A 22,667-nucleotide genomic window follows, 5' to 3' on the forward strand; every position below is an offset into this window, starting at 1 on the left:
AGTCGCCATCGAGTTTGGATGCTATCCAATGTGCTGCGCTTTTCAAGGAAAAAGTTTTAAGCTTAAAAAGTTTTTGCCCGATCCCGCCCGTCTACCGCAGCTCGGCGCGCGCAGCGGTGCAGTTGGCCGCAGCGCCGGCGCCAAGAAACATCGTATCGCTGGCCAGCACGAAGAAGCTCGCGCCGATAGCGGCCCACTGGCTGATCGTCTGTGGGCTGGCGCAAAATATACCCGATGTCCTGCCATGCGCGACGGTCGCGCGGATGATCCTTGTGATCGCCTCATTGAGCTTGTCCACGCCTTTCGGCCCGATCGCATCGATCGACACGGAGAGATCGCCGGGGCCGACGAAGACCACATCGATGCCGTCTATGGCCGCGATCGCCTCGATATTGGCCAGCCCCTCCGATGTCTCGACCTGGACCGCGACGACCACCCTGTCATTGGCCGCGGCCAGATATTCGGGAATGCGATAGCCATAGCCAGCCGCGCGGCCAGGCCCGACGCCGCGCTCGCCCAGCGGCGGATAGCGCGAGGCTTTCACCGCCGCCTCGGCCTGAGCAGCGGTCGAGACGCGCGGCACGAGCACGCCTTGTGCGCCGCTGTCGAGCGCCGCCTGGATAGCTTCCGGCGCATGGCCGGGAACACGCACCATGGCCGGCACGCGATGCACGTCGGCCGCGCGCACCATGGTTTCGATCGTGTCGCGCGCGATCTGGGCATGTTCCCAGTCGATGCAGACGAAGTCGAGGCCGGTGAGCGCCATCACTTCGACGGCGACGGGATGGGGAATAGCGGCGAAGGAGCCGACGAGATTGGTCTTGCCGATGCACTTCTGACGGAACCCACTCATATCCATCCCCTTTTCCCCTCCAAATTCATATCCGCAATCGGCGGCGAGGCGAAGCTATTTCAGGCTTGAAATATTTTTGCGCGGGCCTAGCGTGTCGGTCTCCCGCCACGGGTTCCCATGATGATCAAAACGCATCCCCTGCACGGCTCGAACAAACTGAAGCTCGGCGTCTTTTCGACCAATGCCGATGGCGGTCTGGCCATCACCGATGTGCCGGAACGCTGGACGGCAAGCTGGCAGGACAATCTGACGGCGGCGCAGATCGCCGACCGCGCCGGGCTGGAATTTATGCTGCCGATCGCGCGCTGGCGTGGCTTTGGCGGCCGCAACAAGGTGCGCGAATGGTCGTTCGAGACCTTCACCTGGGCAGCAGCTCTGGCGGTGGCCACCGAGCAGATCGGCCTGTTCATGACCGTGCATGTGCCGCTGGTGCATCCGCTCTATGCCGCCAAGGCGCTGGCAACTGTCGACCATATCAGCCAGGGCCGCGCCGGCTTGAACATCGTCTGCGGCTGGAACCCGAAGGAATTCGGCATGTTCGGCACGCCTTTGGTCGAGAAGGGCTACGACCAGGCCGCCGAATGGATCGAAATCCTGGAAAAGCTTTACGCCTCGGACCAGCCTCTGGACTATGAAGGCCCCTACTATCGGCTGAAGGAAGCGGTCAGCCGGCCGGCGAGCCTGCAGGTTCCACGCCCGGTGACCATGAACGCTGCTTTCGGTGGCCCGGGCCGCGATTTCGCCGCCGCCCGATGCGATTATCTGTTCACCACCTTTTCGGAAATGGGCGATGCCGGCAAGCATGTCGCCGACATCAGCGAGCGGGCCGACAAGGTTGGCCGCAATGTCGGCGTCTACACGGTGGCGCATGTCGTCTGCCGACCAACCATGGAAGAGGCGCAGGCCTACTACACGCGCTATGCCGTCGATCTGGCCGACCACGATGCGGTCGATGCCCATATGGCCGGCAAGAAGGAGTTCTCGCAGTCGCATGACCCGCATGCCTATGACCGCTACCGGCAGCGTTTCGCCGGCGGCGCCGGCACCTACCCGCTGGTTGGAACGCCGGAGACGATCGCCGCCGAGATGGCTGCCATTGCCGGGCATGGCTACCAGGGCATCGCGCTGTCGTTCGTCAACTACACCCAGGAACTGCCCTATTTCTGCGACCACGTATTTCCGCTGCTGAAGCGGGCGGGGCTGCGCTGCTGATCAATCCGGGAATAACGAATTCGTTAATCCGGAATGACGGCGGTTGCCTGAATTTCGATCTTGGCGCGATCTTCCACCAGCGCCACCACCTGCATGGCGGCCATCGCTGGGAAATGCCGGCCGATCACCTCGCGATAGGCCTCGCCTATACCCTTGAGATTGCCGAGATATTCGGCCTTGTCGGTGAAATACCAAGTCATCGCGGTGATGTGCCGTGGCTCCGCGCCAGCTTCCGCCAGCACGGCGACGATGTTTTGCAGCGTCTGCCGCACCTGGCCGGCGAAATCGTCGGTCTCGAACTGGCACTGCCCGTTCCAGCCGACCTGTCCGCCCACGAAGACGAGCCTGCCGCGCGCAGCAATGCCGTTGGCGTAGCCGACCGGTTTCGCCCAGCCCTCCGGCTGCAGGATCTCGTGCATTTTCAAGCCTCCCCGGTATTCTTAAAACCAAATCTCAAAATCAAATACGTCGCTGTCAGGCCGCGCCCATCACCTGCCGTGCGATCACCACCTTCTGCACATCGGATGCGCCCTCGTAGATGCGTAGCGCGCGGATCTCGCGATAGAGGCTCTCGACGATATGGCCCTTGCGGACGCCGTCCCCCCCATGCAGCTGCACAGCCTTGTCGATCACCTCTTGCGCCTTGTCGGTGGCGAACAGCTTGGCCATCGCCGCCTCGCGGGTGACACGAGCCGCGCCCATGTCCTTGGTCCAGGCAGCGCGGTAGACCAGCAGCGCTGCGGCATCGATGTCCAGCGCCATGTCGGCGATATGGCCTTGCACCATCTGCAGCTCTGCCATCGGAGCGCCGAAAAGTTTGCGCTCGGCCACCCTGCTGATGCTTTCGTCCAGCGCCCGGCGGGCAAAGCCGAGTGCCGCCGCGCCGACCGTGGAGCGGAACACGTCAAGCACCGACATGGCGATGCGGAAGCCGTCTCCCGGTTTGCCGATCAGCGCCGAGGCCGGCACCCGGACCTGATCGAAGGAAAGCCGCGCCAGCGGATGCGGCGCGATCACTTCAAGGCGCTCGGCAATGCCAAGCCCCTTGGTATCAGCGGGTACGAGAAAGGCGGAAAGTCCCTTGGCACCCGGTGCCTCGGCGGTGCGGGCAAAGACGACGTAGAGATCGGCAATGCCGCCATTGGAAATCCAGGTCTTCTCGCCGCTGAGGATATAGAAGTCGCCATCGCGGCTCGCCATCATTTCGGTGTTGGCGACATCCGACCCGGAGCGTGGCTCCGAAAGCGCGAAGGCGGAAATCGTCTTGCCGGCCCTGGTCTTTGCCAGCCATTGCTGCTGGCCGGGCGTGCCGAACAGGCTGAGCGCGCCGGTGCCGAGGCCCTGCATGGCGAAGGCGAAGTCGGCCAGGCCGTCATGGCGCGCCAGCGTCTCGCGCGTGATGCACAAAGTGCGGACATCGAGTGGTCCGGGATTGTCGGTATCGAGCGCCGTCGGCTTCAGCCAGCCGTCGCGGCCAAGTTTGGCCACAAGCTCACGGCAGGCGGCATCGACGTCATGGTGATCGACCGGCAGGTTCCTGGCGCACCAGGCATCAAGGCGCTCGGCGAGTTCGCGGTGGCGATCTTCAAAGAACGGCCAGCTGAGGAAACTCTTGTCAGCCATCAATTGCCCTCGAACACCGGTTTTTCCTTGGCGACGAAAGCCTTGTAGGCGCGCTCGAAGTCACGCGTCTGCATGCAGATCGCCTGCGCCTGCGCTTCCGCTTCGATCGCCTGGTCGAGGCCCATCGACCATTCCTGGTTGAGCTGCGTCTTGGTGATGCCGTGCGCGAAGGTCGGGCCGGAGACGATGCGCGCCGCCATCTCGAGCGCGTCGGCCTCGAGCACTGCGGCATCGACCAGCCTGTTGTAGAAGCCCCAGCGCTCGCCTTCCGCCGCCGTCATCGTGCGGCCGGTGTAGAGCAATTCGGCGGCACGGCCCTGGCCGATGATGCGCGGCAGGATCGCGCAGGCGCCCATATCGCAGCCGGCAAGCCCGACGCGGGTGAACAGGAAAGCGGTCTTGGCCTCCGGCGTGGCGATGCGGATGTCGGCGCTCATGGCGATGATGGCGCCGGCGCCGACCGCGACCCCGTCGACCGCCGCGATGATCGGCTTGCCGCAATTGAGCATCGCCTTGACGAAATCGCCGGTCATGCGGGTGAAGGCGAGCAACTCCTTCATGTCCATCTTGACCAAGGGGCCGATAATGTCGTGGACATCGCCGCCAGAGCAGAAATTGCCGCCATTGGGCAGGAACACCACGGCGTCGACGTCGTCGGCATAGACGAGATCGCGGAACGTATCGCGCAGTTCCGCATAGCTGGCGAAGGTCAGCGGATTCTTGCGCTCCGGCCGGTCGAGCCGCACCCTGGCGATCCTGCCTTCGACTTCCCAAAGGAAGTGCTTCGGCTTGAGGCCGGCCATCGAACTCATTCGCGTCCCTCCCAGTTGCTGCGGAACGAGGTCAGCATGCCGGTCAGCCGGCGCGCATCCTCCTCGCTGACCTTGGCCAGCAATTCTCCGATCCAACCCTCATGCGCCGCGGCCATTGCGGCAAAAGATTTGGAACCCTCGTCGGTCAGTCGCACCATGGATGTGCGGCGATCGCCATTGCGGCGCGCGCGCGCGACCACCCCTTCCGAAACCAGCCGGTCGACAATGCCGGTGACATTGCCGTTGGATACCAGCAGGAAGCGCGACAGATCGCTCATCAGCATGCCTTCCGGCGCGCGGTAGAGGGCGGCCATGACGTCGAAACGCGGCAGTGTCGTATCGAATTCCTTCTTCAGGCGCTCGCGCAGCTCGGCCTCGATCGTGCGCGAGGCGCGCAGCAGCCTGATCCAGAGACGCAGCCGGTCCTTGCCGGGTCCCGACGGCGCGGGCAATGGGCCGGCTACCATGTTTCGCCTCCTGAGATCGAAATCGCTTGTCCGGTAATCGACGCAGCCGCATCGCCGCACAGCCAGAGCACCGCCGCGGCAACTTCCTGCGGCTGGATGAAACGGCCTTGCGGGTTGGTCGAGGCAAGGCTCGCCCGCGCCTGCTCGACTGAGCGGCCGGTCCTTTCGACGACGCGCTGAATGGAGTCCACCAGCATGTCGGTCTCTACGAAGCCCGGGCAAACGGCGTTGACGGTCACGCCGGATTTCGCCGTCTCGGCCGCCAGTGCCCGCATCAGCCCGACCACCCCATGCTTGGCCGCGACGTAGGGCGCGACATAGGCGTAGCCTTTCAGCCCTGCGGTCGAGGCGACGAAGACGATCCGGCCCGCCTTGCGCGCGGCCATGCCGGCCAGCGCCGGCTTCACCGTCAGGAAGGCGCCGGTCAGATTGACGTCGAGCGTCCGCTGCCAGTCGGCAAGCGAGGTCTTGTGCGCCGGCGTGCTGCCGGCCATGCCGGCATTGGCGACGACGATGTCGAACGGGCCGCGCACGGCTTCCGCTTGCGCGTAGAGCGAAATCATCGCCGCCTCGTCGGTGACATCGGCTGACATGGCGTGGATGCGGTCGTTCTCGCCGGCCAACTTGGCAAGCTCGGCGTCGCGCCGCCCGCATATGGTCACCTCGATACCGGCTTCGGCCAGCACGAGTGCGATGACCCGGCCGACGCCGGAGCCGCCGCCGGTGACCAAAGCATGCTTGCCGGGGATCGTCGAGGCCGTCGTCATACTTTCAACCCCGCCGCCGCATCGCGCTCGGCCAGCCGGTAGATCTGGTCGCGTCCGGGCAGATAGGGATCCGGCCATTTGACACCACGATCACCGAGCGTCACGGCGGCATGCAGCGTCCAGTAGGGATCGGCGAGATGCGGCCGTGCCAGGGCCACCAGGTCGGCGCGGCCTGCCATCAGGATCGAATTGACATGGTCCGGCTCATAGATGTTGCCGACCGCCATCGTCGCCATGCCGACCTCGTTGCGGATGCGGTCCGAGAATGGTGTCTGGAACATGCGGCCATAGACAGGCTTGGCGGCAATCGAGGTCTGACCTGCCGAGACGTCGCAGATGTCGACGCCGGCTTCGTGCAGCATGCGCGCGATCTCCACCGCATCGGCCGGCGTCACACCCTCGATGCCGACCCAATCATTGGCCGAAATGCGCACAGAAATCGGCTTTCGCGCCGGCCAGGCGGCGCGCACCGCATGGAAGATTTCCAGGGGATAGCGCATGCGATTTTCGAGGGAACCGCCATATTCATCCGTGCGCTGGTTGGTGACCGGCGTGATGAAGGACGACAGCAGGTAGCCGTGCGCGGCATGGATCTCCAGCATGTCGAAGCCGCAGCGATCCGCCATCTCTGCGGAGGACACGAACTGGTCGCGCACCAAATCCATATCGGCGCGGTCCATGGCTTTCGGCACCTGATTCTGCGGCGACCATGCAATCGCCGAGGCTGCTATGACCGGCCAATTGCCCGAGGAGAGCGGCACGTCGGTGCCCTCCCAGCCGACACGGGTCGAGCCCTTGGCCCCGGAATGGCCAATCTGCGCGCAGATTTTCGCCTCGGTCTCGGCGTGGACGAAATCGACAAGCCGCTTCCACGCCACCTCATGTTCGGACGCATAGAAGCCGGGACAGCCGGGCGTGATGCGTCCTTCCGGGCTGACGCAGGTCATCTCGATATAGACAAGCCCGGCGCCGCCCTTCGCACGCTCGGCATAGTGGGCGAAATGCCAGTCGGTCGGGCAGCCATCGACGGCCTTGTACTGCGCCATCGGCGAAACGACGACCCGGTTGTTGAGCTGCATGTCGCGCAGCTTGAACGGCGCGAACATCGGCGCCCGGCGCTGCCTGTTGCCGCCTGCCCCCGCCTGGCGCTGGAACCATTCCTCGGCGCTCTCAAGCCATTTGGCATCGCGCAGCCGCAAATTCTCGTGGCTGATGCGTTGCGAGCGGGTCAGCAGCGAATAATTGAACTGCACCGGATCGAGGCCGAGATAGCGCTCGACCTCCTCGAACCACTCCAGCGAATTGCGCGCCGCCGACTGCAGCTTCAGCACCTCGGTGCGGCGCGCATCCTCATACTTGCGGAAGGCGGCGTCGAGGTCCGGTTCGGTTTTGACATATTCGGCCAGCGCCACCGCGCTTTCCAATGCGAGCTTGGTCCCGGAGCCGATCGAGAAATGTGCCGAGGCCGCCGCGTCGCCCATCAGAGCCAGGTTCTTGTAGGACCAGCGTTCGCACAGCACGCGCGGGAAATTGATCCAGGCCGAACCTCTGATGTGATTGGCATTGGTCATCAGCGCGTGGGCGCCGAGATGTTTCTCAAAGATGCGCTCGCAGACGGCGATGGATTCCTGCTGCGACATGGCGCCGAAGCCGAAGGCAGCCCAGGTCTGTTCGCTGCACTCGACAATGAAGGTCGCTGTCTCGCTGTCGAATTGATAGGCGTGCGCCCACACCCAGCCATGCTCGGTCTTCTCGAAGATGAAGGTGAAGGCGTCGTCGAATTTCTGGTTGGTGCCGAGCCAGACGAATTTGCATTTGCGGGTGTCGATGTCGGGCTTGAAGACTTCGACGAAGGTGTTGCGCGCCCTTGAGTTCAGCCCATCGGCGGCGACGACCAGATCATGCGTCTCCATATAGGGCTGAGGGTCGGCGATATCGCTCTCGAACATCAGCCTCACGCCAAGTTCGCGCGCGCGTCGCTGCAGCAGGACCAGAAGCCGCTTGCGGCCGATGCCACAGAAACCGTGGCCCGACGAGACCGTGCGCACGCCGTCATGGATGACGGCGATGTCGTCCCAATAGGCGAAATGCTTCTTGATCCAGACAGCGCTGACCGGGTCGTTTTTGGCAAGGTTGTCGAGTGTTTCGGCCGACAGCACGACGCCCCAGCCGAACGTATCGTCGGCGCGATTGCGCTCGAACACCGTGATCTCGTGGGCGGCGTCCCGCAGCTTCATTGAAATGGCAAAGTAGAGGCCGGCTGGTCCGCCACCGAGAACCGCAACCTTCATCCGTGCGATCTCCTCTTCGCTTGCTGCATATCAAGTATCGCGCCGGAGATAAAATATTTCAAGCTTAAAGTTTCATGTTGGAAAGATTGCTGGAAACGGGTGGCGCGCCTGCGGGCTGGCCCCGCAAGCGCGCTCTGGAAATCACTTGTCCGGGTTCTTCGGGCTCCACAGCACAGTCTCGGCACCCTTCTCATAGGCCATCCCATCGGGATAGCTGATCGCCTCCAGTTGCAATCCCCATGGCGCCTGGAAATAGAGAATGGTCTGGCCGGCCGCCGGACCTTCCTTGACCGGCAGCGGACCCATCCGCGTCTTCACCCCCTTGCCGTCGAGATAGGCTTTCGCCGCGGCGACATCATCGACATACATGGCAATGTGGAAGCCGCCGATATCGCTGTTCTTCGGAGTCAAATCCTTCTGGTCAGGCGCGGTGTACTTGAACAGCTCGATGTTCGATCCATAACCGCAACGCACCATGGTGACCTGCTCGATGACAGCCTTCGGATCGACGCCCAGAAGATCCTGCATGAAGGTGCCCTTGTCATCGGCGAACGGACCGAACGACATCGCCTTCTTGCAGCCGACGACTTCGGTGAAGAAGTCGACTGCCTGCTTCATGTCGGGCACCGTGATGCCGGTGTGGTCGTGGCCGCGCATGCCGGGGATCGCATCGGCCGAAGCCGTTCCCATCGAGCAGAACAGGATCGCGGCAAGCATCGTGCCGCGGGCTGCGTAGTTCATATTACCCTCCGTTCGCGGGCTGATTTTGCCCTCATGCACGTCCGAAGCCCGCTGTTCGGCGTGGTGGGTGAACAGTCCTATGCCGGCGCTTTCGTTGCTGGCCGCAACCAGTCCGCGTCGATCTCAGGCAGTGGGATGGCGGCAAGCAGGTCGCGCGTGTAGGTCTCCCTGGGATTGTCGAACAGCGCATCGGTGGCGCTCGCCTCGACGATCCTGCCCTCGCGCATGACGATCACTTGTTGGCACAGCCGCCGGATGACCGACAGGTCGTGGCTGATGAAGGCGACGGTCAGCCCCATCTCCGCGGCCAGTCTCTCCAAAAGGGTGAGGATCTGCGCCTGCGTCGATACGTCGAGGCCGGAGACGATCTCGTCGGCCAGCACGAATTTCGGCGAAAGCGCCAACGCGCGCGCAATTCCGACGCGCTGGCGCTGCCCGCCCGACAGTTCATGACGATAGCGACTAGCGAAGCTTTGCGGCAGGCCGACGCGATGCAATGCCTCGGCGACGCGTTCCTTGAGCCTGTCGCCAAGCCCATTCTGCTTGAGCGGCGCGGCAATGATGCCGGCGATGGTGCGACGCGGGTTGAGCGACGACATCGGGTCCTGGAAGATCATCTGCAGGTCGCGGCGCAGAGGTCGCAGCTCCGCATCCGGCAGATGGGCGATATCGCGGCCCTCGAAATGGATGCTGCCGACGCTCGGCTCCAGAAGTCTGACAAGCGTGCGGCCGAGCGTCGATTTTCCGGACCCGGATTCACCGACGATGCCGGTCACCAAGCCCCTCGGCAAATCGAAATCCAGGCCTCTCAAAATCTCGGCCAGCGGCGCGCGCCCGATCAGCGGCTTGCGGGTCATGTCGGGCAGCGCCACCTTCAGCCCGCGCACGGAAAACAGCGGCTCAACCATGCGGCCGCCTCCACGCCTGGTCTGCCGCGCCGATCTCGGCGGCAAGCCCGGCCAGCACGGTCTCGTCCACCGGCTTCAGCGAGGCCAAGGGATGGGTGTAGCGTGGCGTGGCGGCTATCAATGCCCGCGTATAGGGATGCTCAGGCGCCGCGAAGAGAGCGGCTGTATCAGCCTCTTCCACCACCTTGCCGGCGTAGAGCACAGACACTTGCTGGCTGATCTTTGCAACGACGCCGAGATCGTGGGTGACGAACAGGATCGCGGTGCCATGCTCGCGTTGCAACTCGGCGATCAGGCGCAGGATCTGCTTTTGCACGGTCACGTCGAGCGCGGTTGTTGGCTCGTCGGCAACGATCAGCCGTGGCTCGGCGGCGAAGGCGGCGGCGATCAGCACACGCTGGCGCATGCCGCCGGACAGCTCGTGCGGATAGCATTTCAGCACCCGGTCGGGATCGCGGATCTGCACCTCATCCAACAATTGCCGGATACGCTTGTCCGCCTTGTCACCGTTCCAGCCGAGAATGCGCACCAGCCGGTCAGTCATCTGCGGACCGATGCGGCGCGACGGGTTGAGCGCAGTCAACGGATCTTGCGGGATCAGCGCCGTGCGAGCGCCGATCAGCGTGCGCCTTGCCTTGGGCTGCAGCCTGCCGAGGTCTTCGCCTTCGAGCTGCATGGCGCCTTCGACGATGCGCACGCTTGACGGCAGCACACCGAGCACCGCCTTGCCGATCATCGTCTTGCCGGCGCCGCTCTCGCCAACAAGAGCACGCACCTCACCCGGCTGCACGGAGAGCGACACCGACCGCAGCACGCGCTGGCCGTTCGGCAGCACGGCGCTCAGATTGGCAATATCCAAGCAAGCGCTCATCGCAGCACCGGATCGAAGCGTGTCTTCAGCGCCTCACCGAACTGGCTGAACGACAGCACGGTGAGGATCAGCGTGACAAGCGGAAACACCAGCACCCACCAGGCCTGATGGATCGACAGCCGGCCCTCGGCGATGATGCCGCCCCAGGTCGGATCGTCGGTCGAGATCGACAGATTGACGAAGGACAGGATGGCCTCGACGATGACGGCGATGCCCATCTCCAGCGACAGCAGTGCCACGATCGACGGCACCACATTGGGCAGCACCTCGCGCAGCATGATGCCGATGCGGCCATAGCCGGCGATGCGGGCGTTCTCGACATAGTCCATGCGCGACTGGCCCATCGCTTCGGCGCGGATCACCCGGCAAAAGCGCGTCCAGTCGATTATGACGATGGCGAGGATGACGGAAGTGAGGCCGGTGCCGAGCACCGCGACCAGCAGGATGGCGAACAGCACCGGCGGGAATGCCATCCAGACGTCGACGATGCGTGAAATGATGCGGTCGGCCCAGCCGCCGAAATAGCCGGCGACCAGTCCGAGCGTCGAGCCGACAAGGCAGGCGGCGATCGCCGCCGCGAAAGCGACGATGAAGGCGATACGGCCGCCGAAGATCAGCCGGGAGAGGAGATCGCGGCCGAGGCTGTCGGTGCCCAGCCAATAGCCGGATTCCGCACCACTCATCCAGAATGGCGGCAGCCGTTCCAGCATCAGGTCTTGCGCCAGCGGGTCCTGCGGTGCGACCAGCGGCGCGAAGATCGCGGCCAGCAGCGCCAGCAGCAGCCAGCCGCCGGCCAGCGACAGCCTCGGGCCGAGTCCGCGCCGGGCGATGCGTGCCTCATCCATGGCGCAGCCTCGGATTGAGCAGCGCGTACATCATGTCGACGCCAAGATTGATCAGCACGAACAGCAGCGCGAACACCAGCACGATGCCTTGGATCAGCGGCAGGTCGCGGTTGATGACGGCATCGATCGCCATGTTGCCGAGCCCTTCGTAGGAAAACAGCCGCTCGACGATGACCGTGCCGCCGACAAGGAAGGTGAACTGGACGCCGACGAGAGTCAGTGTCGGCAAGGCAGCGTTCTTCAGCGCCTCGCGCAGGATAACCTGCGTTTCCGAAAACCCCTTCACCCGGGCCAGCACGACATAGTCGAGGTCAAGCACTTCCTTCAGCGACTGTTTCAGCAACTGCGCGATGATTGCCGCCAGCGGCAATGCCAAGGCTACTGCGGGCATCAGCATGTGTTTCAGCAGATCCCAGGTCAGGTCGAAGCGCAGCCGAAGCAAGCTCTCGAAGAAATAGAACTGGGTGACGAAGGGCAGATCGAGCTGCGGCGACACGCGGCCGGAGATATCGAAGATCGGCACCAGCACGCCAAACAAAAGGATCAGCACGAGGCCCCACAGGAAATCGGGAATGGAAAGGGCGGCGCCGCTGGCGATATCGATGCCGGCTTCGACCGCCGTGCCGCGCTCGCGGGCTCCGAGGATCGCCGTCGTGCCGCCGAGCCCAACCGCCATGACGAGCGCGATGATGGCAAGTTCCAGCGTTGCCGGCAAACGATTGAAGACAAGGCTGAGCACATCTTGCCTGAGCGAAATCGAGGTGCCGAAATCGCCCCTGACGACGCCGGACAGCCAGATGAAGAATTGCTGCACGATGGTCTTGTCGAGCCCGTAGAGTGCACGCAGCCGGTCGATGTCGGCATCTGTCGCACCGGGGGGCAGCATCATGGCGATCGGGTCACCAGGCGCGACGCGGATCACGACGAAGACGACGACAGCCACGCCGAACAGCGTGATCAGTATCGTCAGCAGACGGATCAGGAATCGTTGCAGGAGCATTCTGGTGTTGGCCCAGTGCGTTTCTAACGAAGAGCCCCCTCATTCGTCCGCTTCGCGGCCACCTTCTCCCCGAGGGGAGAAGAGGTCACGGACAGCTGAGCTGGTCTCTTCTCCCCAGCGGGGAGAAGGTGGCCCGAAGGGCCGGATGAGGGGGCCGCTCAGCGAAGGGTGGCGCCCACAAGCCGATATCAGGCCGGGGTCATCAGCGCCGGCAGCAGCGCGCCGGACACATGCTGCACCACGTTGACGCCCTTGGCATGCACGATAGGTTGCGCATACTGAATCAGCGGCAGCACATAGGCCTGCTCGGCGATATACTTGTCGACAGCCTTCCAGCCGGCGATGCGCTTGGCCTCGTCCTTCTCGCCCCAGAGCGGATTGATCATGTCGATCAGGTCCTGGCTGTCCCACACCGAGTGCGGGCTCGGCCCATACATGGCAAAACCCGTCGACGTCGTCGGGTCGCCGATGGCGTTGCCCCAATTGTAGAAGGCGGCCGGCGCCAGCTTGTCGGCGGCGCGCAGTTCATAGTGCTTGGCGATCTCGTAGACCTCGATCGTCGCCTCGATGCCGACCTTACGCCACATGCCGACGATCGCCTGGATCATCTCATAATCCTTGGGCTTGAAGCCCTTGGTCGTCTGGATGGTGAACTTGACCGGTTTTTCCGGCGAATAGCCGGAAGCCGCGAGCAGCTCCTTGGCCTTTTCCGGATTGTGCTCGACCTTGATCGAGGGGTCGAAGGCCGTGTACTCCGGGGTCTCCAGCGTAGCGATCGGTTGGCCATAGCCGCGCAGCAGCCGCTTGACCAGAAGCTCCTTGTCCACAGCCATGACGGCGGCCTGGCGGACGTTCTTGTCCAGCATCGCTTCGATGTCGTTGAAGAAGATCATGCCGATGTCGGAAACGGGCTTGCACGAGCCGGCAAGCCCGTCCTTGGCGATCAGCCGGTCATACTCTTCATAGGGGACCTCCAGCGTCACCTGCGAGGAACCGGATTCGATTTCGCCAACGCGGCTCGCCGCATCAGTGACGAACTTGATCGTCACATTCTCGAAGGCCGGCTTGTCGCCCCAATAGTGCGGGTTGGCCTTCAGTCGGAGGAAAGCATTTCGCTCGAATTTTTCCACCATGTAAGGGCCGGTGCCGATCGGCGCCTTCTCGAAACCTTCGGCGCCGACCTTCTCATAATAGGCCTTCGGCAGGATGTAGCCGGTCAGGAACGACATCCATTTAAAGTAGACCGGATCGAACTGCACGACGTCGCCGGTGATCTTGTTGCCGTCGATCTTGAAATTGTTGACGTTCTTCCAGACGAACTGGATCGGATTGCCGGTCTTTTCGTCGCCCGCCCGCTGCAGCGACCAGACCACGTCCTCGGGCGTGAAGGGCGAGCCGTCATGCCAGGTCACGCCTTCGCGCACCGTCATCGTCACCTTGGTGCGATCCTCGTTCCAGCCCCATTCGGTGAGCAGGCCAGGCGCAAAGGACAGGTCCGGCTTTTGCGGAATGAACTGGTCGAACACTGACTGGTAGAGGCCCTGGATCGTCGGGTTGACGGCCGAGGGTCCGGTGGTCGGATCCCAGGACGGCAGGTTGACGTTATAGGCGATGGTCAGTTCGCCCGCTGCCTTGGCGATCTGCGGCAGGCCGATTGCGGCCGCACCAAGTGCCGCGGCACTGTATCCCAGCAATTCGCGTCTGTTGATTGTCATGGTCGTTCCCCTTGTTGTTTGTTGTCTTTGCGCGGCACTACCAGTTCATAGCTTCAGGCTTCGTGGGCAGCAGCGCCTTGCCTCTCGTCGCCCTCCTGAAATCTTCCGAGCTACCTCCCGCCAAGCTGTTGCGCGAGCATGTAGCCCGAGGCCGCGCCGGTGCCGGCGCCCGGCCATGTCGCGGCGCCCGTGAGGTGCAGATTGGCGACCGGCGTGTTCCAGCCGGCATAGCCGCGCGCCGGGCGAAACAAGAAGTTCTGCGCCAGATGATGGCTGCCGCAGACCTGGTCGCCACCGACGAGATTGGGGTTCTCACGCTCGAGGTCGATTGGCGAGAACACTGCACGGCCGAGGATTTTCGGGCGCAGTCCGGGTGCGTATATCTCGATGATGTCGAGCACGCGCTCGGCGTAGGCATCCTTGACCTGATCCCAATGCGCGTGAGCGATCCTGCCTGCCGCATCGCCCAGGATTTCGGCAGGCAGCATGCGCACTTGCACCCACAGCACATGTTTGCCCTGAGGCGCGCGCGACGGATCGATCGCGGTCGGCTGGCCGATGACCAGCACCGGTTCGTCCGGCAGCATGCCCGCCATCGCCTGCTGATAGGTGCGCGACATCGCGTCGAGCGACGGCGACAGATGCACATAGGCGAACTGCCGAAGCTCGGCGCCGGCGCGCCAATCGGGCAGGTCGTCGAGCGCCAGATGGATCATCATCGTGCCCGGCGCGTGCCGGAATTTCTGCATCGCCGTGTCGAAGCCGGCGTCGCCGGAACCGTTGGGTAGCAACCTGCCGCTCAACGCCTTGGGCGCGACGCCGGCAATCACTGCCTTGGTCGCCGTATGTGTCTCACCTGAAGCGAGTCGCACGCCCGATGCCTTGCCGCCGGCAACTGTGATCTCGGCAACTTCCGCCCCGGTGACGATCGTGCCGCCGGCCGACGCCACCGTGCCCGACAACGCGCGGATGATGGTGTCGGCGCCACCCTTGCCCAGCACCATGCCGAAGCTCTGATTGGCCATCGATTCAAGATAGGGGAATACGGCGCCGCCGGCGATGTCGGGGGCGAAGTCGAGATGCATGCCCCAGGTGGCAAGCGTTGCCCGCACATGCGCGGACTCGAAATTTTCCTCCAGCCAGGCGCGCGGCGATGACAGCAAAAGCCTACCAGTATCGAGCGCGCCTGACATGCCCTTCTTGCGCCACAGGTTCCAGGCGGTGCCGGCAAGCGCGCGGGCACTCATCGGCGAGCCCAGCAGCCGGAACAGATGCTCGGCCTCTGCCGGGAAGGCAGCGACCAGTCTACGCCAGGTCGCGGCATCGGCGGCGGAGAAAGCGGCCATGCGGCCGGTGGTTTTTTCCAGATCGTTGCTGACGCCGAACCAGCGTCCGTCCGGGAAGGCGCTGGCAAAACAGTCGGCGACCGGCGCGAACTCAAGACCCTGTGCTTTCAATTCATTTGCATATTTCCGGTGGAAGGCGGAGCCGGCGAACAGGCTCAGATTCATTGCACCGAAATCGTGCCGGAAGCCGGGAAGCGTGTATTCGTGGGTCTGGACGGCGCCACCGATTGCCGCGCTGCGCTCGAAAATCCCGGTTTTCCAGCCTTTGAGCGCGAGATGCGCGGCGCATGCCAGACTGTTGTGGCCCGCCCCGACGAATATGGCGTCAAACTCGCTCACGCCCCGTTCCCATTTCCTTTATGCTTAAAGATAATTGCAGATGCATATGTTTTCGTCTAGTAGGATATTAAGGGCCGAGACGAGCCTTGATCTTCACCATAAAGAGGGAACTTCAGACCATGGACACGCAAAAACTCCTCGGCGAAGTCGCCGGCCAGCTGCTTTCAGGCGCCATCAGGGTGGTCGACCTCTCTGCGCAACTCGGACCCGACACGCCCCTTATCAAGCTGCCGCCGGAGCTTGCCGTCGACACGCCAAAGGTCGAGATCCATAACATCTCCCGTTATGACAAGAACGGCCCGTGGTGGGCATGGAACTGGCTGAAGCTTGGGGAGCATTCGGGCACGCATTTCGATGCGCCGCAGCATTGGATCAGCGGCAAGGATTATCCGGACGGCGCCACCGACACCATTCCGGCGCAGAATTTCGTCGGCCCGGTCAACGTCATCGACTGCTCGAAGGAAGCAGCCGCCGACCACGATTTCCTGCTCACCGTCGACCACATCAAGGCATGGGAAGCCAAGCATGGCACGATCAATGCCGGCGAATGGGTGGTGATGCGCACCGACTGGTACAAGCGCAATGGCTCGGAAGCCGAGTTCCTCAACGCCAACGAGACCGGCCCGCACACGCCAGGTCCGACGGCCGAAGCCATCCAATTCCTGATCAGCAAGGATATCAAGGGCTGGGGCTCGGAGACCATCGGCACCGATGCCGGCAAGGCCGGCGGCATGGAGCCGCCATTTCCAGCCCACACGCTGATGCACAAGGCCAACCGCTATGGCCTTGCCAGCCTCTGCAACCTCGACCAGTTGCCTCCGAAGGGCGCCATCCTGATCGCCGCACCGCTCAAGATCGAACATGGCACCGGCAGCCCTATCCGCGCGCTGGCGCTTGTATCAACGGCTAGGTGAAAGCACGCCACGGTGAGCCAGCCGGATCACATCATCGTTGGCAGCGGCATCAACGCGCTGGTCTGCGCGGCGATGCTCGGCGGCAAGGGCGCGAAGGTGCTCATCCTCGAACGCAACGACCGCATCGGCGGTTGCATGCGTACCGAGGAGATCACCGCACCCGGCTTCATCCATGACGTAATGGCGACGACCTTCGTGCTGTTCATCACCTCCCCGGCCTTTGCGGCATTGGGCGGCGATCTCGCGCGGCACGGGTTGGAGTTCTGCCACACCGGCACGCCAACCGGCGTGCTGCGGCCGGACGGCAGCCACGCCGTGCTCACCACCGACCGCGCCGCCAATGTCGCGGCAATCAATGCGATTGCCGCCGACGATGGCGACCGGCACGCGGACGATGTCAGCGGCATCGAGCGCAATGCCGGCCTATTGTTCGGCCTGCTCGGCGGCAGCCTGTGGTCCTATCCGACGGCGAAACTGCTGGCCGGCGATGCCTGGCGGCGCAGCCCACGCGGCCTTGCCGCCTTTCTCGGCGAAGCACTGGTGCCGGCGCGCAGCTGGCTGGAAAGCACCTATCGGTCCGAGACAATCCGCGCGCTGTGGGCGCCCTGGGTGCTGCACGCCGGGCTCGGACCGGAAGACGCCTTCTCAGGGCAGATCGCCAAGGTCATTGCCTTCGCGCTGGAAGCGGCCGGGGCGCCGATCGTCAAGGGTGGGGCGAAGACCCTGCTCACTGCCTTCGAAGCCCTGATACGGGAACGCGGCGGCGACATTCGCACCGGCGCCGATGTCGCCTCGATCGTCCAGAGCGGTGGCCGCGCGACCGGCGTGCGGCTGGCGTCGGGCGAAACGATCACTGCCAACAAGAGCGTCATCTGTTCGGTCACGCCGACGCAGCTTTACGGCCGGCTGGTCGGCAGCGAAGCTCCCGAAGCCGATGTCGAGGCGACACAGAAATACCGCTACGGCAAAGGCAATTTCCAGATCCACTATGCGCTGAACAAGCCGCCGGCATGGCGCGGCGAAGGCCTCGACAAAGTCGCGCTGCTACACCTGACGCCGGGGCTCGACGGCGTCTCGAAAGCCTGCAACGAAGCGGCGCGCGGCATGCTGCCGGACGTGCCGACCATCTGTGTCGGCCAGCCGCATGCGCTCGACCCATCGCGCTGCCCGCCTGGCAAAGCAATACTGTGGCTGCAACTTCCCGAGGCGCCCCGTCACATCAAGGGCGATGCTGCCGGCACGCTCCAGGCACCCACCGACGGGCAATGGACAGAGGCGTTGCGCGAAGCCTATGCTGATCGTGCCGAAGCCATCCTGGCCAACCACATCGATGGCTTCAAGGATAGCGTCATTGCGCGGCGCGCCTATTCGCCGGCCGATCTCGAAGCGATGAATATCAACCTGGTCGGCGGTGATCCTTATGGCGGGTCCTCGACCATCGACCAGTCGTTCCTGTGGCGCCCATTCAAGACCAGCCGCAACCACCAGACCGGCATCAAGAACCTCTACCATATCGGCGCCTCGACCCATCCAGGCGCGGGCCTCGGTGGCGGTTCCGGCTTTCTGCTGGCGGGGAGGCTGTGATGGAGCAGAAGGTTCTGGAAAAGCGCCAGCGCATCTCGACGCTTGGCCAGATCGGCCTGCAGCAATTCGCGCCCTATCTGATGAACCGCATCATGGGCCGCTACAACGCCACCTTGCGTGACGATTTCCGCAAGCAGGGCCTGACTATTCCGCAGGTCCGCACGCTGGCTGTGCTGTCGGTCACTGACGGCGTCACCGTCAACGACCTCTCGGTCTACACCGTCATAGAGCAGTCGACCTTGAGCCGCACGCTCGACACGCTGGAGGGACAAGGCTTTGTGCGACGCGAGCAAGGCGTCACCGACAGCCGCATCCGCCATGTCTTCCTGACCGATGAGGGCCGCGCAGAGTTCACCCGCGCCTGGCCGGCTATGCATGACGCCTTCGAGGCAATGTTCGACGATATTGACGATGCCGAATATGCAGCACTGATCGCGACGCTCTTGAAGATGCTCAAGAACATTCGCAAGCACGAAATCTAGACGCAGGCGCCGGCCGCACCGCCGGCAACGGAAGGTTGGAAAAATGGCCGAACGGTCTTTTGCCAAGGAAGTCGAAAAGCTCCGGCTCGGCGCCGGCGAGGAATTTGCGGGCGAAGGCATTCTCGCCATCACCAAGGCGCTGCTGCAATGCGGCGTCGGCTATGTCGGCGGATACCAGGGCGCGCCGATCAGCCATCTGATGGACGTGCTGGCCGACGCACAGGACATTCTGGGCGAGCTCGGCGTGCATTTCGAGGCGAGCGCCTCGGAAGCCACCGCCACCGCCATGCTGGCGGCCTCGGTGCATTACCCCATTCGCGGTGCGGCGACCTTCAAGTCGACCGTCGGCACCAATGTCGCGTCCGACGCACTGGCCAACCTCGCCTCCGGCGGCGTCACCGGCGGCGCGCTGATCATCGTCGGCGAAGACTATGGCGAAGGCTCCTCGATCATGCAGGAGCGCAGCCATGCCTTCGCCATGAAGAGCCAGGTCTGGCTACTCGACCCGCGCCCCAATTTGCCGTCGATCGTCAAGGCGGTGGAGGATGGTTTCGAGCTGTCCGAGGCATCCAACACGCCGGTGATGCTGCAGGTGCGCATCCGCTGCTGCCATGTGCATGGCCATTTCATCGCCAAGGACAACAAGCGCCCGCCGATGACGGTGGCCGATGCGCTCGACGCGCCGCGCCGCGACACCGGCCGCATCGTGTTGCCGCCCGCCTCCTTCCTGCACGAGAAGGAGAAGGTGCAGAAGCGCTGGCCGGCGGCGGTGGAGTTCATCGCCAAGAACAAGATCAACGAATTCTTCGGCTCGGACCACGGCTCGGTCGGCATCGTCATGCAGGGCGGCATGTACAATTCGGTCATCCGCGCGCTGCAGCGTCTCGGCCTCGCCGACACCTACGGCGAGACGGATGTGCCGCTCTATGTGCTCAATGCCGTCTATCCCCTGATCGACGACGAGTTCCTCACCTTCTGCGAAGGCAAGCAGGCGGTGCTCGTGGTCGAGGAGGGCCAGCCCAACTACATCGAGCAAGCCTTTGCCGCCATGCTGCACAAGGCCGGGCGCGGTACCAGACTGGTCGGCAAGGAGTATCTGCCGATGGCCGGCGAATACACCGGCCAGGTCATGCTCGACGGCATCGGCGCCTTCCTGCGCGCCGAGGCCTCGCATCTCTTGCCGGGCGAGGTGCGCGCGCCCAACAAGGTCGGCGACGGCGTCGACACCGCCGACCTGATCAATGTCGTGCCGGGCCGTCCGCCGGGCTTCTGCATCGGTTGCCCGGAGCGGCCGATCTTTGCCGCGACAAAGCTGGTCGAGCAGGAACTCGGCAAGCACCACATCGCCTCCGACATCGGCTGCCATTTGTTCTCGATCATGCCGCCCTTCGAGCTTGGCGCCACCACCATGGGTTACGGGCTCGGGCCGGCCTCGGCTTCAGCCTTCAATTCGCCCGACGCCAAACGGAGGTCGATCTCCTTCGTCGGCGATGGCGGCTTCTGGCACAACGGCCTGACCTCCTCGATCGGCAACGCGGTCTTCAACAAGAACGACGGCGTCATCGTCATCGTCGACAATTTTTACTCCGCCGCCACCGGTGGGCAGGACATCCTGTCGTCGCGTGCGGGCAACAAGACCAAGTCGACCAAGCATCCGATCACCGAAGCGGTGAAGGGCATGGGCGTCAAATGGCTGCGCCACATCGACCGCACCTACGATGTCGGCAAGATGCAGGACACGCTGCGCGAGGCGCTGACGACGGAGGAAAAGGGACCAAAGGTCATCGTCGCCTCTTCCGAATGCATGCTCAACCGCCAGCGTCGCGAAAAGCCGCTGGTCGACAAGGCGATCAAGGGAGGGACCCGTGTCGTCAAGCCGAAATTCGGCGTCGACGAGGACATCTGCACTGGCGACCACGCCTGCATGCGGCTGTCCGGCTGCCCGTCGCTGTCGGTGAAATCGCTCGACGATCCCTTGCGTGACGATCCGGTGGCATCGATCGACCAGAGCTGCGTCGGCTGCGGCAATTGCGGTGAGGTGGCGGACGCCGCCGTGCTGTGCCCATCCTTCTACCGCGCCGATGTCGTGCACAATCCGGGCCGCTGGGACCGCTTCCTGGAAAGCGCTCGCCGCGCCGTGATCGGCCTGATGCAGCGCCGCCGCGAGAGCCGTAGGTTGACGTTCGCCGATGCTTGACCAGGCTTCGCCCTTGCGCCCGAAATCCGGTGCCGCCGATACCGAGCCGGTGATCAAACTCGCTTTGCTCGCGGTCGGTGGCCAGGGCGGCGGTGTGCTCGCCGACTGGATCACCGATGTCGCCGAGCGCAATGGTTACGTCGCGCAATCGACCTCCGTCGCCGGCGTCGCCCAGCGCACCGGCGCTACGATCTATTACGTCGAGATGGCCCGCGACACCGGCCGGCTGCCGGTCTTTGCCCTGTCGCCTTCGCAGGGCGACGTCGACATACTGATCGCCGCCGAGCTGATGGAAGCCGGCCGCGCCATCATCAGGGGCTTCGTCACGCCCGATCGAACCACGCTCATTGCTTCTTCGCATCGCATTGCCGCGGTGTCGGAAAAGATCGAGCCGGGTGACGGCCGGGCCTCGTCTTCCAAGGTACGCGCGACGGCGGAAGCTGCATCGAAACGCTTCGTCGCTTTCGACATGGAAAAGATCGCCGCCGACAATGGCTCGATGATCTCGGCCAGTCTGCTTGGCGCGCTGGCCGGCTCCGACGCATTGCCGTTCAAGCGTGAAAGCTATGAGCAAGCGATCGGCGCCGGCGGCCGGGGCGCGAAAGCCAGCCTCGCTGCCTTCGCCGTTGCCTACGACCGCGCGCGCGGTACGACGGTCCCCGCGCCAGAGCCGGCAGAACCGGCCACGGTCGAACCAGCTCCGGGTGCAGGGCGCGTGAGCGGTCCGCAGAACCTGCTGCAGGGTTGGCAGGCGCTGGCCGCCCGCATCGACCTGATGCCCGCGGCGGTGCGCTACATGGCGCTCCGGGGCCTGAGAAAGGTCGTCGACTACCAGGACATCTCCTATGGCGGCGAGTATCTCGACCGGCTCGACCAGGCGGTCGCGCTGGATAGCGCTGAACATGCCCATGCATTGTCCATCGCTGCCGCCAAGCATCTGGCCAACGCGCTGTGCTACGACGACATGATCCGCGTCGCCGATCTCAAGACACGTTCGACGCGTGACCGGCGGGTGCGCAAGGAGGTGGGCGTCAAGGACGGCTCCATCCTGCAGGTGACCGAATATTTCCATCCGCGCATCGAGGAGTTCTGCGGCACCTTGCCGGCGGGGTTGGGCAGCTACATCGAGAACCGACCGAAACTTGCCGGCTTTCTCGACCGGCGCATCAATCACGGCCGGCGCATCCGCACCGACAGCTTTGCCGGCTTTGCGGTCCTCTGGTTCATTGGCGGCCTGCGCCGCTGGCGCCGCCGCCTGTTGCGCCACAAGGTGGAGACGGCGCATCTGGAGCGGTGGTATGCATTGGCACTTGGATATGTGCCCCAGGATTACGCGCTCGCCGTCGAAATCCTGAACTGCCGCCGGCTGATCAAGGGCTACAGCGACACCCACCTCCGCGCCCAGTCCAAATTCGATCGCGTGCTGTCGGCGCTCGATCTGGTCAAGGGCCGCGATGACGCTGCCGACTGGATCAGGCGGTTGCGCGAAGCTGCGCTGAAAGACGAGAAAGGCGACATGCTCGATGGCGCGCTGAAGACGGTGGCATCGTTGTCTGATCATGGTGTGGGAAGAGGTCGAGCTTAGGCTGGTACCTCTACGCTACTGCCGCCGTTTCCTACTCCCACTGGATTCGCGGATTGAACACGCCGCTTCAGGCGATCGCAGCTCGGCTTCCACCCGGATTGCGGGAAGCGTTGCC

20 protein-coding genes and 1 pseudogene are annotated in these 22,667 nt (G+C 63.9%); 6 read left to right on the forward strand and 15 right to left on the reverse strand.

Annotated elements, in window-relative coordinates:
- Positions 1–91: 91 nt before the first annotated feature.
- A complete protein-coding gene (locus NKI32_RS25800; RefSeq protein ID WP_353004203.1) occupies positions 92–853 on the reverse strand; it encodes an HpcH/HpaI aldolase family protein in 762 nt (253 codons plus the stop codon).
- 120 nt (positions 854–973) lie between these two features.
- Here NKI32_RS25800 and NKI32_RS25805 point away from each other — a divergent pair, with 120 nt between their 5' ends.
- Complete coding sequence (locus NKI32_RS25805) at positions 974–2,065, forward strand: LLM class flavin-dependent oxidoreductase (RefSeq protein ID WP_353004266.1); 1,092 nt, start codon at positions 974–976, stop codon at positions 2,063–2,065.
- Between the two features lie 23 nt (positions 2,066–2,088).
- Here NKI32_RS25805 and NKI32_RS25810 read toward each other — a convergent pair whose 3' ends face one another.
- The 14 genes and pseudogenes from NKI32_RS25810 to NKI32_RS25870 all read right to left on the reverse strand — a co-directional run bounded on the left by NKI32_RS25810 (position 2,089) and on the right by NKI32_RS25870 (position 15,790).
- Positions 2,089–2,484: a RidA family protein gene (locus tag NKI32_RS25810; RefSeq protein WP_023667806.1), complete on the reverse strand. Its 396-nt coding sequence runs from the start codon at positions 2,482–2,484 to the stop codon at positions 2,089–2,091.
- A 55-nt stretch (positions 2,485–2,539) separates the two neighbouring features.
- Complete coding sequence (locus tag NKI32_RS25815) at positions 2,540–3,688, reverse strand: acyl-CoA dehydrogenase family protein (protein WP_353004205.1); 1,149 nt, start codon at positions 3,686–3,688, stop codon at positions 2,540–2,542.
- The gene (locus NKI32_RS25820) at positions 3,688–4,500 is read right to left on the reverse strand and encodes an enoyl-CoA hydratase family protein (protein WP_353004207.1); all 813 of its coding nucleotides are present in this window, start codon (positions 4,498–4,500) and stop codon (positions 3,688–3,690) included. Before NKI32_RS25820 ends, NKI32_RS25815 begins: the two co-directional genes overlap by 1 nt.
- Positions 4,497–4,967: a MarR family winged helix-turn-helix transcriptional regulator gene (locus NKI32_RS25825; RefSeq protein ID WP_023667803.1), complete on the reverse strand. Its 471-nt coding sequence runs from the start codon at positions 4,965–4,967 to the stop codon at positions 4,497–4,499. The genes NKI32_RS25820 and NKI32_RS25825 overlap by 4 nt, the downstream gene beginning before the upstream one ends.
- The gene (locus tag NKI32_RS25830; RefSeq protein WP_353004209.1) at positions 4,961–5,734 is read right to left on the reverse strand and encodes an SDR family NAD(P)-dependent oxidoreductase; all 774 of its coding nucleotides are present in this window, start codon (positions 5,732–5,734) and stop codon (positions 4,961–4,963) included. Before NKI32_RS25830 ends, NKI32_RS25825 begins: the two co-directional genes overlap by 7 nt.
- Positions 5,731–8,025: a bifunctional salicylyl-CoA 5-hydroxylase/oxidoreductase gene (locus NKI32_RS25835; RefSeq protein WP_353004211.1), complete on the reverse strand. Its 2,295-nt coding sequence runs from the start codon at positions 8,023–8,025 to the stop codon at positions 5,731–5,733. The genes NKI32_RS25830 and NKI32_RS25835 overlap by 4 nt, the downstream gene beginning before the upstream one ends.
- A 141-nt stretch (positions 8,026–8,166) precedes the next feature.
- Positions 8,167–8,766, reverse strand: a complete 600-nt coding sequence (locus tag NKI32_RS25840; RefSeq protein WP_023699864.1) for a VOC family protein — start codon at positions 8,764–8,766, stop codon at positions 8,167–8,169.
- A gap of 77 nt (positions 8,767–8,843) precedes the next feature.
- Positions 8,844–9,674 (reverse strand): ATP-binding cassette domain-containing protein, encoded by an 831-nt coding sequence (locus NKI32_RS25845; protein ID WP_023695187.1) that lies wholly within the window; start codon positions 9,672–9,674, stop codon positions 8,844–8,846.
- Positions 9,667–10,545 (reverse strand): ABC transporter ATP-binding protein, encoded by an 879-nt coding sequence (locus tag NKI32_RS25850; RefSeq protein WP_023695186.1) that lies wholly within the window; start codon positions 10,543–10,545, stop codon positions 9,667–9,669. The genes NKI32_RS25845 and NKI32_RS25850 overlap by 8 nt, the downstream gene beginning before the upstream one ends.
- Positions 10,542–11,390: an ABC transporter permease gene (locus NKI32_RS25855; protein ID WP_352498016.1), complete on the reverse strand. Its 849-nt coding sequence runs from the start codon at positions 11,388–11,390 to the stop codon at positions 10,542–10,544. Before NKI32_RS25855 ends, NKI32_RS25850 begins: the two co-directional genes overlap by 4 nt.
- Entirely contained in the window at positions 11,383–12,390 is a 1,008-nt protein-coding gene (locus tag NKI32_RS25860) for an ABC transporter permease (RefSeq protein WP_353004215.1), read from the reverse strand. The genes NKI32_RS25855 and NKI32_RS25860 overlap by 8 nt, the downstream gene beginning before the upstream one ends.
- Before the next feature lie 42 nt (positions 12,391–12,432).
- Positions 12,433–12,545 (reverse strand): annotated as a pseudogene (locus NKI32_RS31590) (endonuclease domain-containing protein); the annotation flags it as partial.
- Between the two features lie 33 nt (positions 12,546–12,578).
- Positions 12,579–14,105, reverse strand: coding sequence for an ABC transporter substrate-binding protein (locus NKI32_RS25865; protein WP_353004217.1), 1,527 nt, complete (start codon positions 14,103–14,105; stop codon positions 12,579–12,581).
- Between the two features lie 110 nt (positions 14,106–14,215).
- Positions 14,216–15,790, reverse strand: a complete 1,575-nt coding sequence (locus NKI32_RS25870) for a phytoene desaturase family protein (protein WP_353004219.1) — start codon at positions 15,788–15,790, stop codon at positions 14,216–14,218.
- A gap of 119 nt (positions 15,791–15,909) precedes the next feature.
- On the opposite strand from NKI32_RS25870, the gene NKI32_RS25875 reads away from it, so the two are divergent.
- Genes NKI32_RS25875 through NKI32_RS25895 form a run of 5 tightly spaced genes read left to right on the forward strand, consistent with a single transcriptional unit; the run spans position 15,910 to position 22,552 of the window.
- A complete protein-coding gene (locus NKI32_RS25875) occupies positions 15,910–16,704 on the forward strand; it encodes a cyclase family protein (protein WP_353004221.1) in 795 nt (264 codons plus the stop codon).
- A gap of 12 nt (positions 16,705–16,716) precedes the next feature.
- A complete protein-coding gene (locus NKI32_RS25880; RefSeq protein ID WP_353004223.1) occupies positions 16,717–18,288 on the forward strand; it encodes a phytoene desaturase family protein in 1,572 nt (523 codons plus the stop codon).
- Positions 18,288–18,770, forward strand: coding sequence for a MarR family winged helix-turn-helix transcriptional regulator (locus NKI32_RS25885; protein ID WP_353004225.1), 483 nt, complete (start codon positions 18,288–18,290; stop codon positions 18,768–18,770). Before NKI32_RS25880 ends, NKI32_RS25885 begins: the two co-directional genes overlap by 1 nt.
- 43 nt (positions 18,771–18,813) lie before the next feature.
- Positions 18,814–20,967, forward strand: a complete 2,154-nt coding sequence (locus NKI32_RS25890) for a thiamine pyrophosphate-dependent enzyme (RefSeq protein ID WP_352511439.1) — start codon at positions 18,814–18,816, stop codon at positions 20,965–20,967.
- Positions 20,960–22,552, forward strand: coding sequence for an indolepyruvate oxidoreductase subunit beta family protein (locus tag NKI32_RS25895; protein WP_352511438.1), 1,593 nt, complete (start codon positions 20,960–20,962; stop codon positions 22,550–22,552). Before NKI32_RS25890 ends, NKI32_RS25895 begins: the two co-directional genes overlap by 8 nt.
- The last annotated feature ends 115 nt before the right edge of the window (positions 22,553–22,667 follow it).

Source organism: Mesorhizobium sp. M0761 (assembly GCF_040320205.1).
Taxonomy (GTDB): domain Bacteria; phylum Pseudomonadota; class Alphaproteobacteria; order Rhizobiales; family Rhizobiaceae; genus Mesorhizobium.

Excerpts from the sequence above, each read along its gene's own strand:
- NKI32_RS25805 (WP_353004266.1), top strand. The coding sequence starts at position 974 with ATGATCAAAACGCATCCCCTGCACGGCTCGAACAAACTGAAGCTCGGC.
- NKI32_RS25895 (WP_352511438.1), top strand. The coding sequence starts at position 20,960 with ATGCTTGACCAGGCTTCGCCCTTGCGCCCGAAATCCGGTGCCGCCGAT.
- NKI32_RS25875 (WP_353004221.1), top strand. The coding sequence starts at position 15,910 with ATGGACACGCAAAAACTCCTCGGCGAAGTCGCCGGCCAGCTGCTTTCA.
- NKI32_RS25815 (WP_353004205.1), bottom strand. The coding sequence starts at position 3,688 with ATGGCTGACAAGAGTTTCCTCAGCTGGCCGTTCTTTGAAGATCGCCAC.
- NKI32_RS25810 (WP_023667806.1), bottom strand. The coding sequence starts at position 2,484 with ATGCACGAGATCCTGCAGCCGGAGGGCTGGGCGAAACCGGTCGGCTAC.
- NKI32_RS25845 (WP_023695187.1), bottom strand. The coding sequence starts at position 9,674 with ATGGTTGAGCCGCTGTTTTCCGTGCGCGGGCTGAAGGTGGCGCTGCCC.
- NKI32_RS25865 (WP_353004217.1), bottom strand. The coding sequence starts at position 14,105 with ATGACAATCAACAGACGCGAATTGCTGGGATACAGTGCCGCGGCACTT.
- NKI32_RS25840 (WP_023699864.1), bottom strand. The coding sequence starts at position 8,766 with ATGAACTACGCAGCCCGCGGCACGATGCTTGCCGCGATCCTGTTCTGC.
- NKI32_RS25800 (WP_353004203.1), bottom strand. The coding sequence starts at position 853 with ATGAGTGGGTTCCGTCAGAAGTGCATCGGCAAGACCAATCTCGTCGGC.
- NKI32_RS25830 (WP_353004209.1), bottom strand. The coding sequence starts at position 5,734 with ATGACGACGGCCTCGACGATCCCCGGCAAGCATGCTTTGGTCACCGGC.
- NKI32_RS25825 (WP_023667803.1), bottom strand. The coding sequence starts at position 4,967 with ATGGTAGCCGGCCCATTGCCCGCGCCGTCGGGACCCGGCAAGGACCGG.
- NKI32_RS25855 (WP_352498016.1), bottom strand. The coding sequence starts at position 11,390 with ATGGATGAGGCACGCATCGCCCGGCGCGGACTCGGCCCGAGGCTGTCG.
- NKI32_RS25885 (WP_353004225.1), top strand. The coding sequence starts at position 18,288 with ATGGAGCAGAAGGTTCTGGAAAAGCGCCAGCGCATCTCGACGCTTGGC.
- NKI32_RS25820 (WP_353004207.1), bottom strand. The coding sequence starts at position 4,500 with ATGAGTTCGATGGCCGGCCTCAAGCCGAAGCACTTCCTTTGGGAAGTC.
- NKI32_RS25860 (WP_353004215.1), bottom strand. The coding sequence starts at position 12,390 with ATGCTCCTGCAACGATTCCTGATCCGTCTGCTGACGATACTGATCACG.
- NKI32_RS25850 (WP_023695186.1), bottom strand. The coding sequence starts at position 10,545 with ATGAGCGCTTGCTTGGATATTGCCAATCTGAGCGCCGTGCTGCCGAAC.
- NKI32_RS25890 (WP_352511439.1), top strand. The coding sequence starts at position 18,814 with ATGGCCGAACGGTCTTTTGCCAAGGAAGTCGAAAAGCTCCGGCTCGGC.
- NKI32_RS25835 (WP_353004211.1), bottom strand. The coding sequence starts at position 8,025 with ATGAAGGTTGCGGTTCTCGGTGGCGGACCAGCCGGCCTCTACTTTGCC.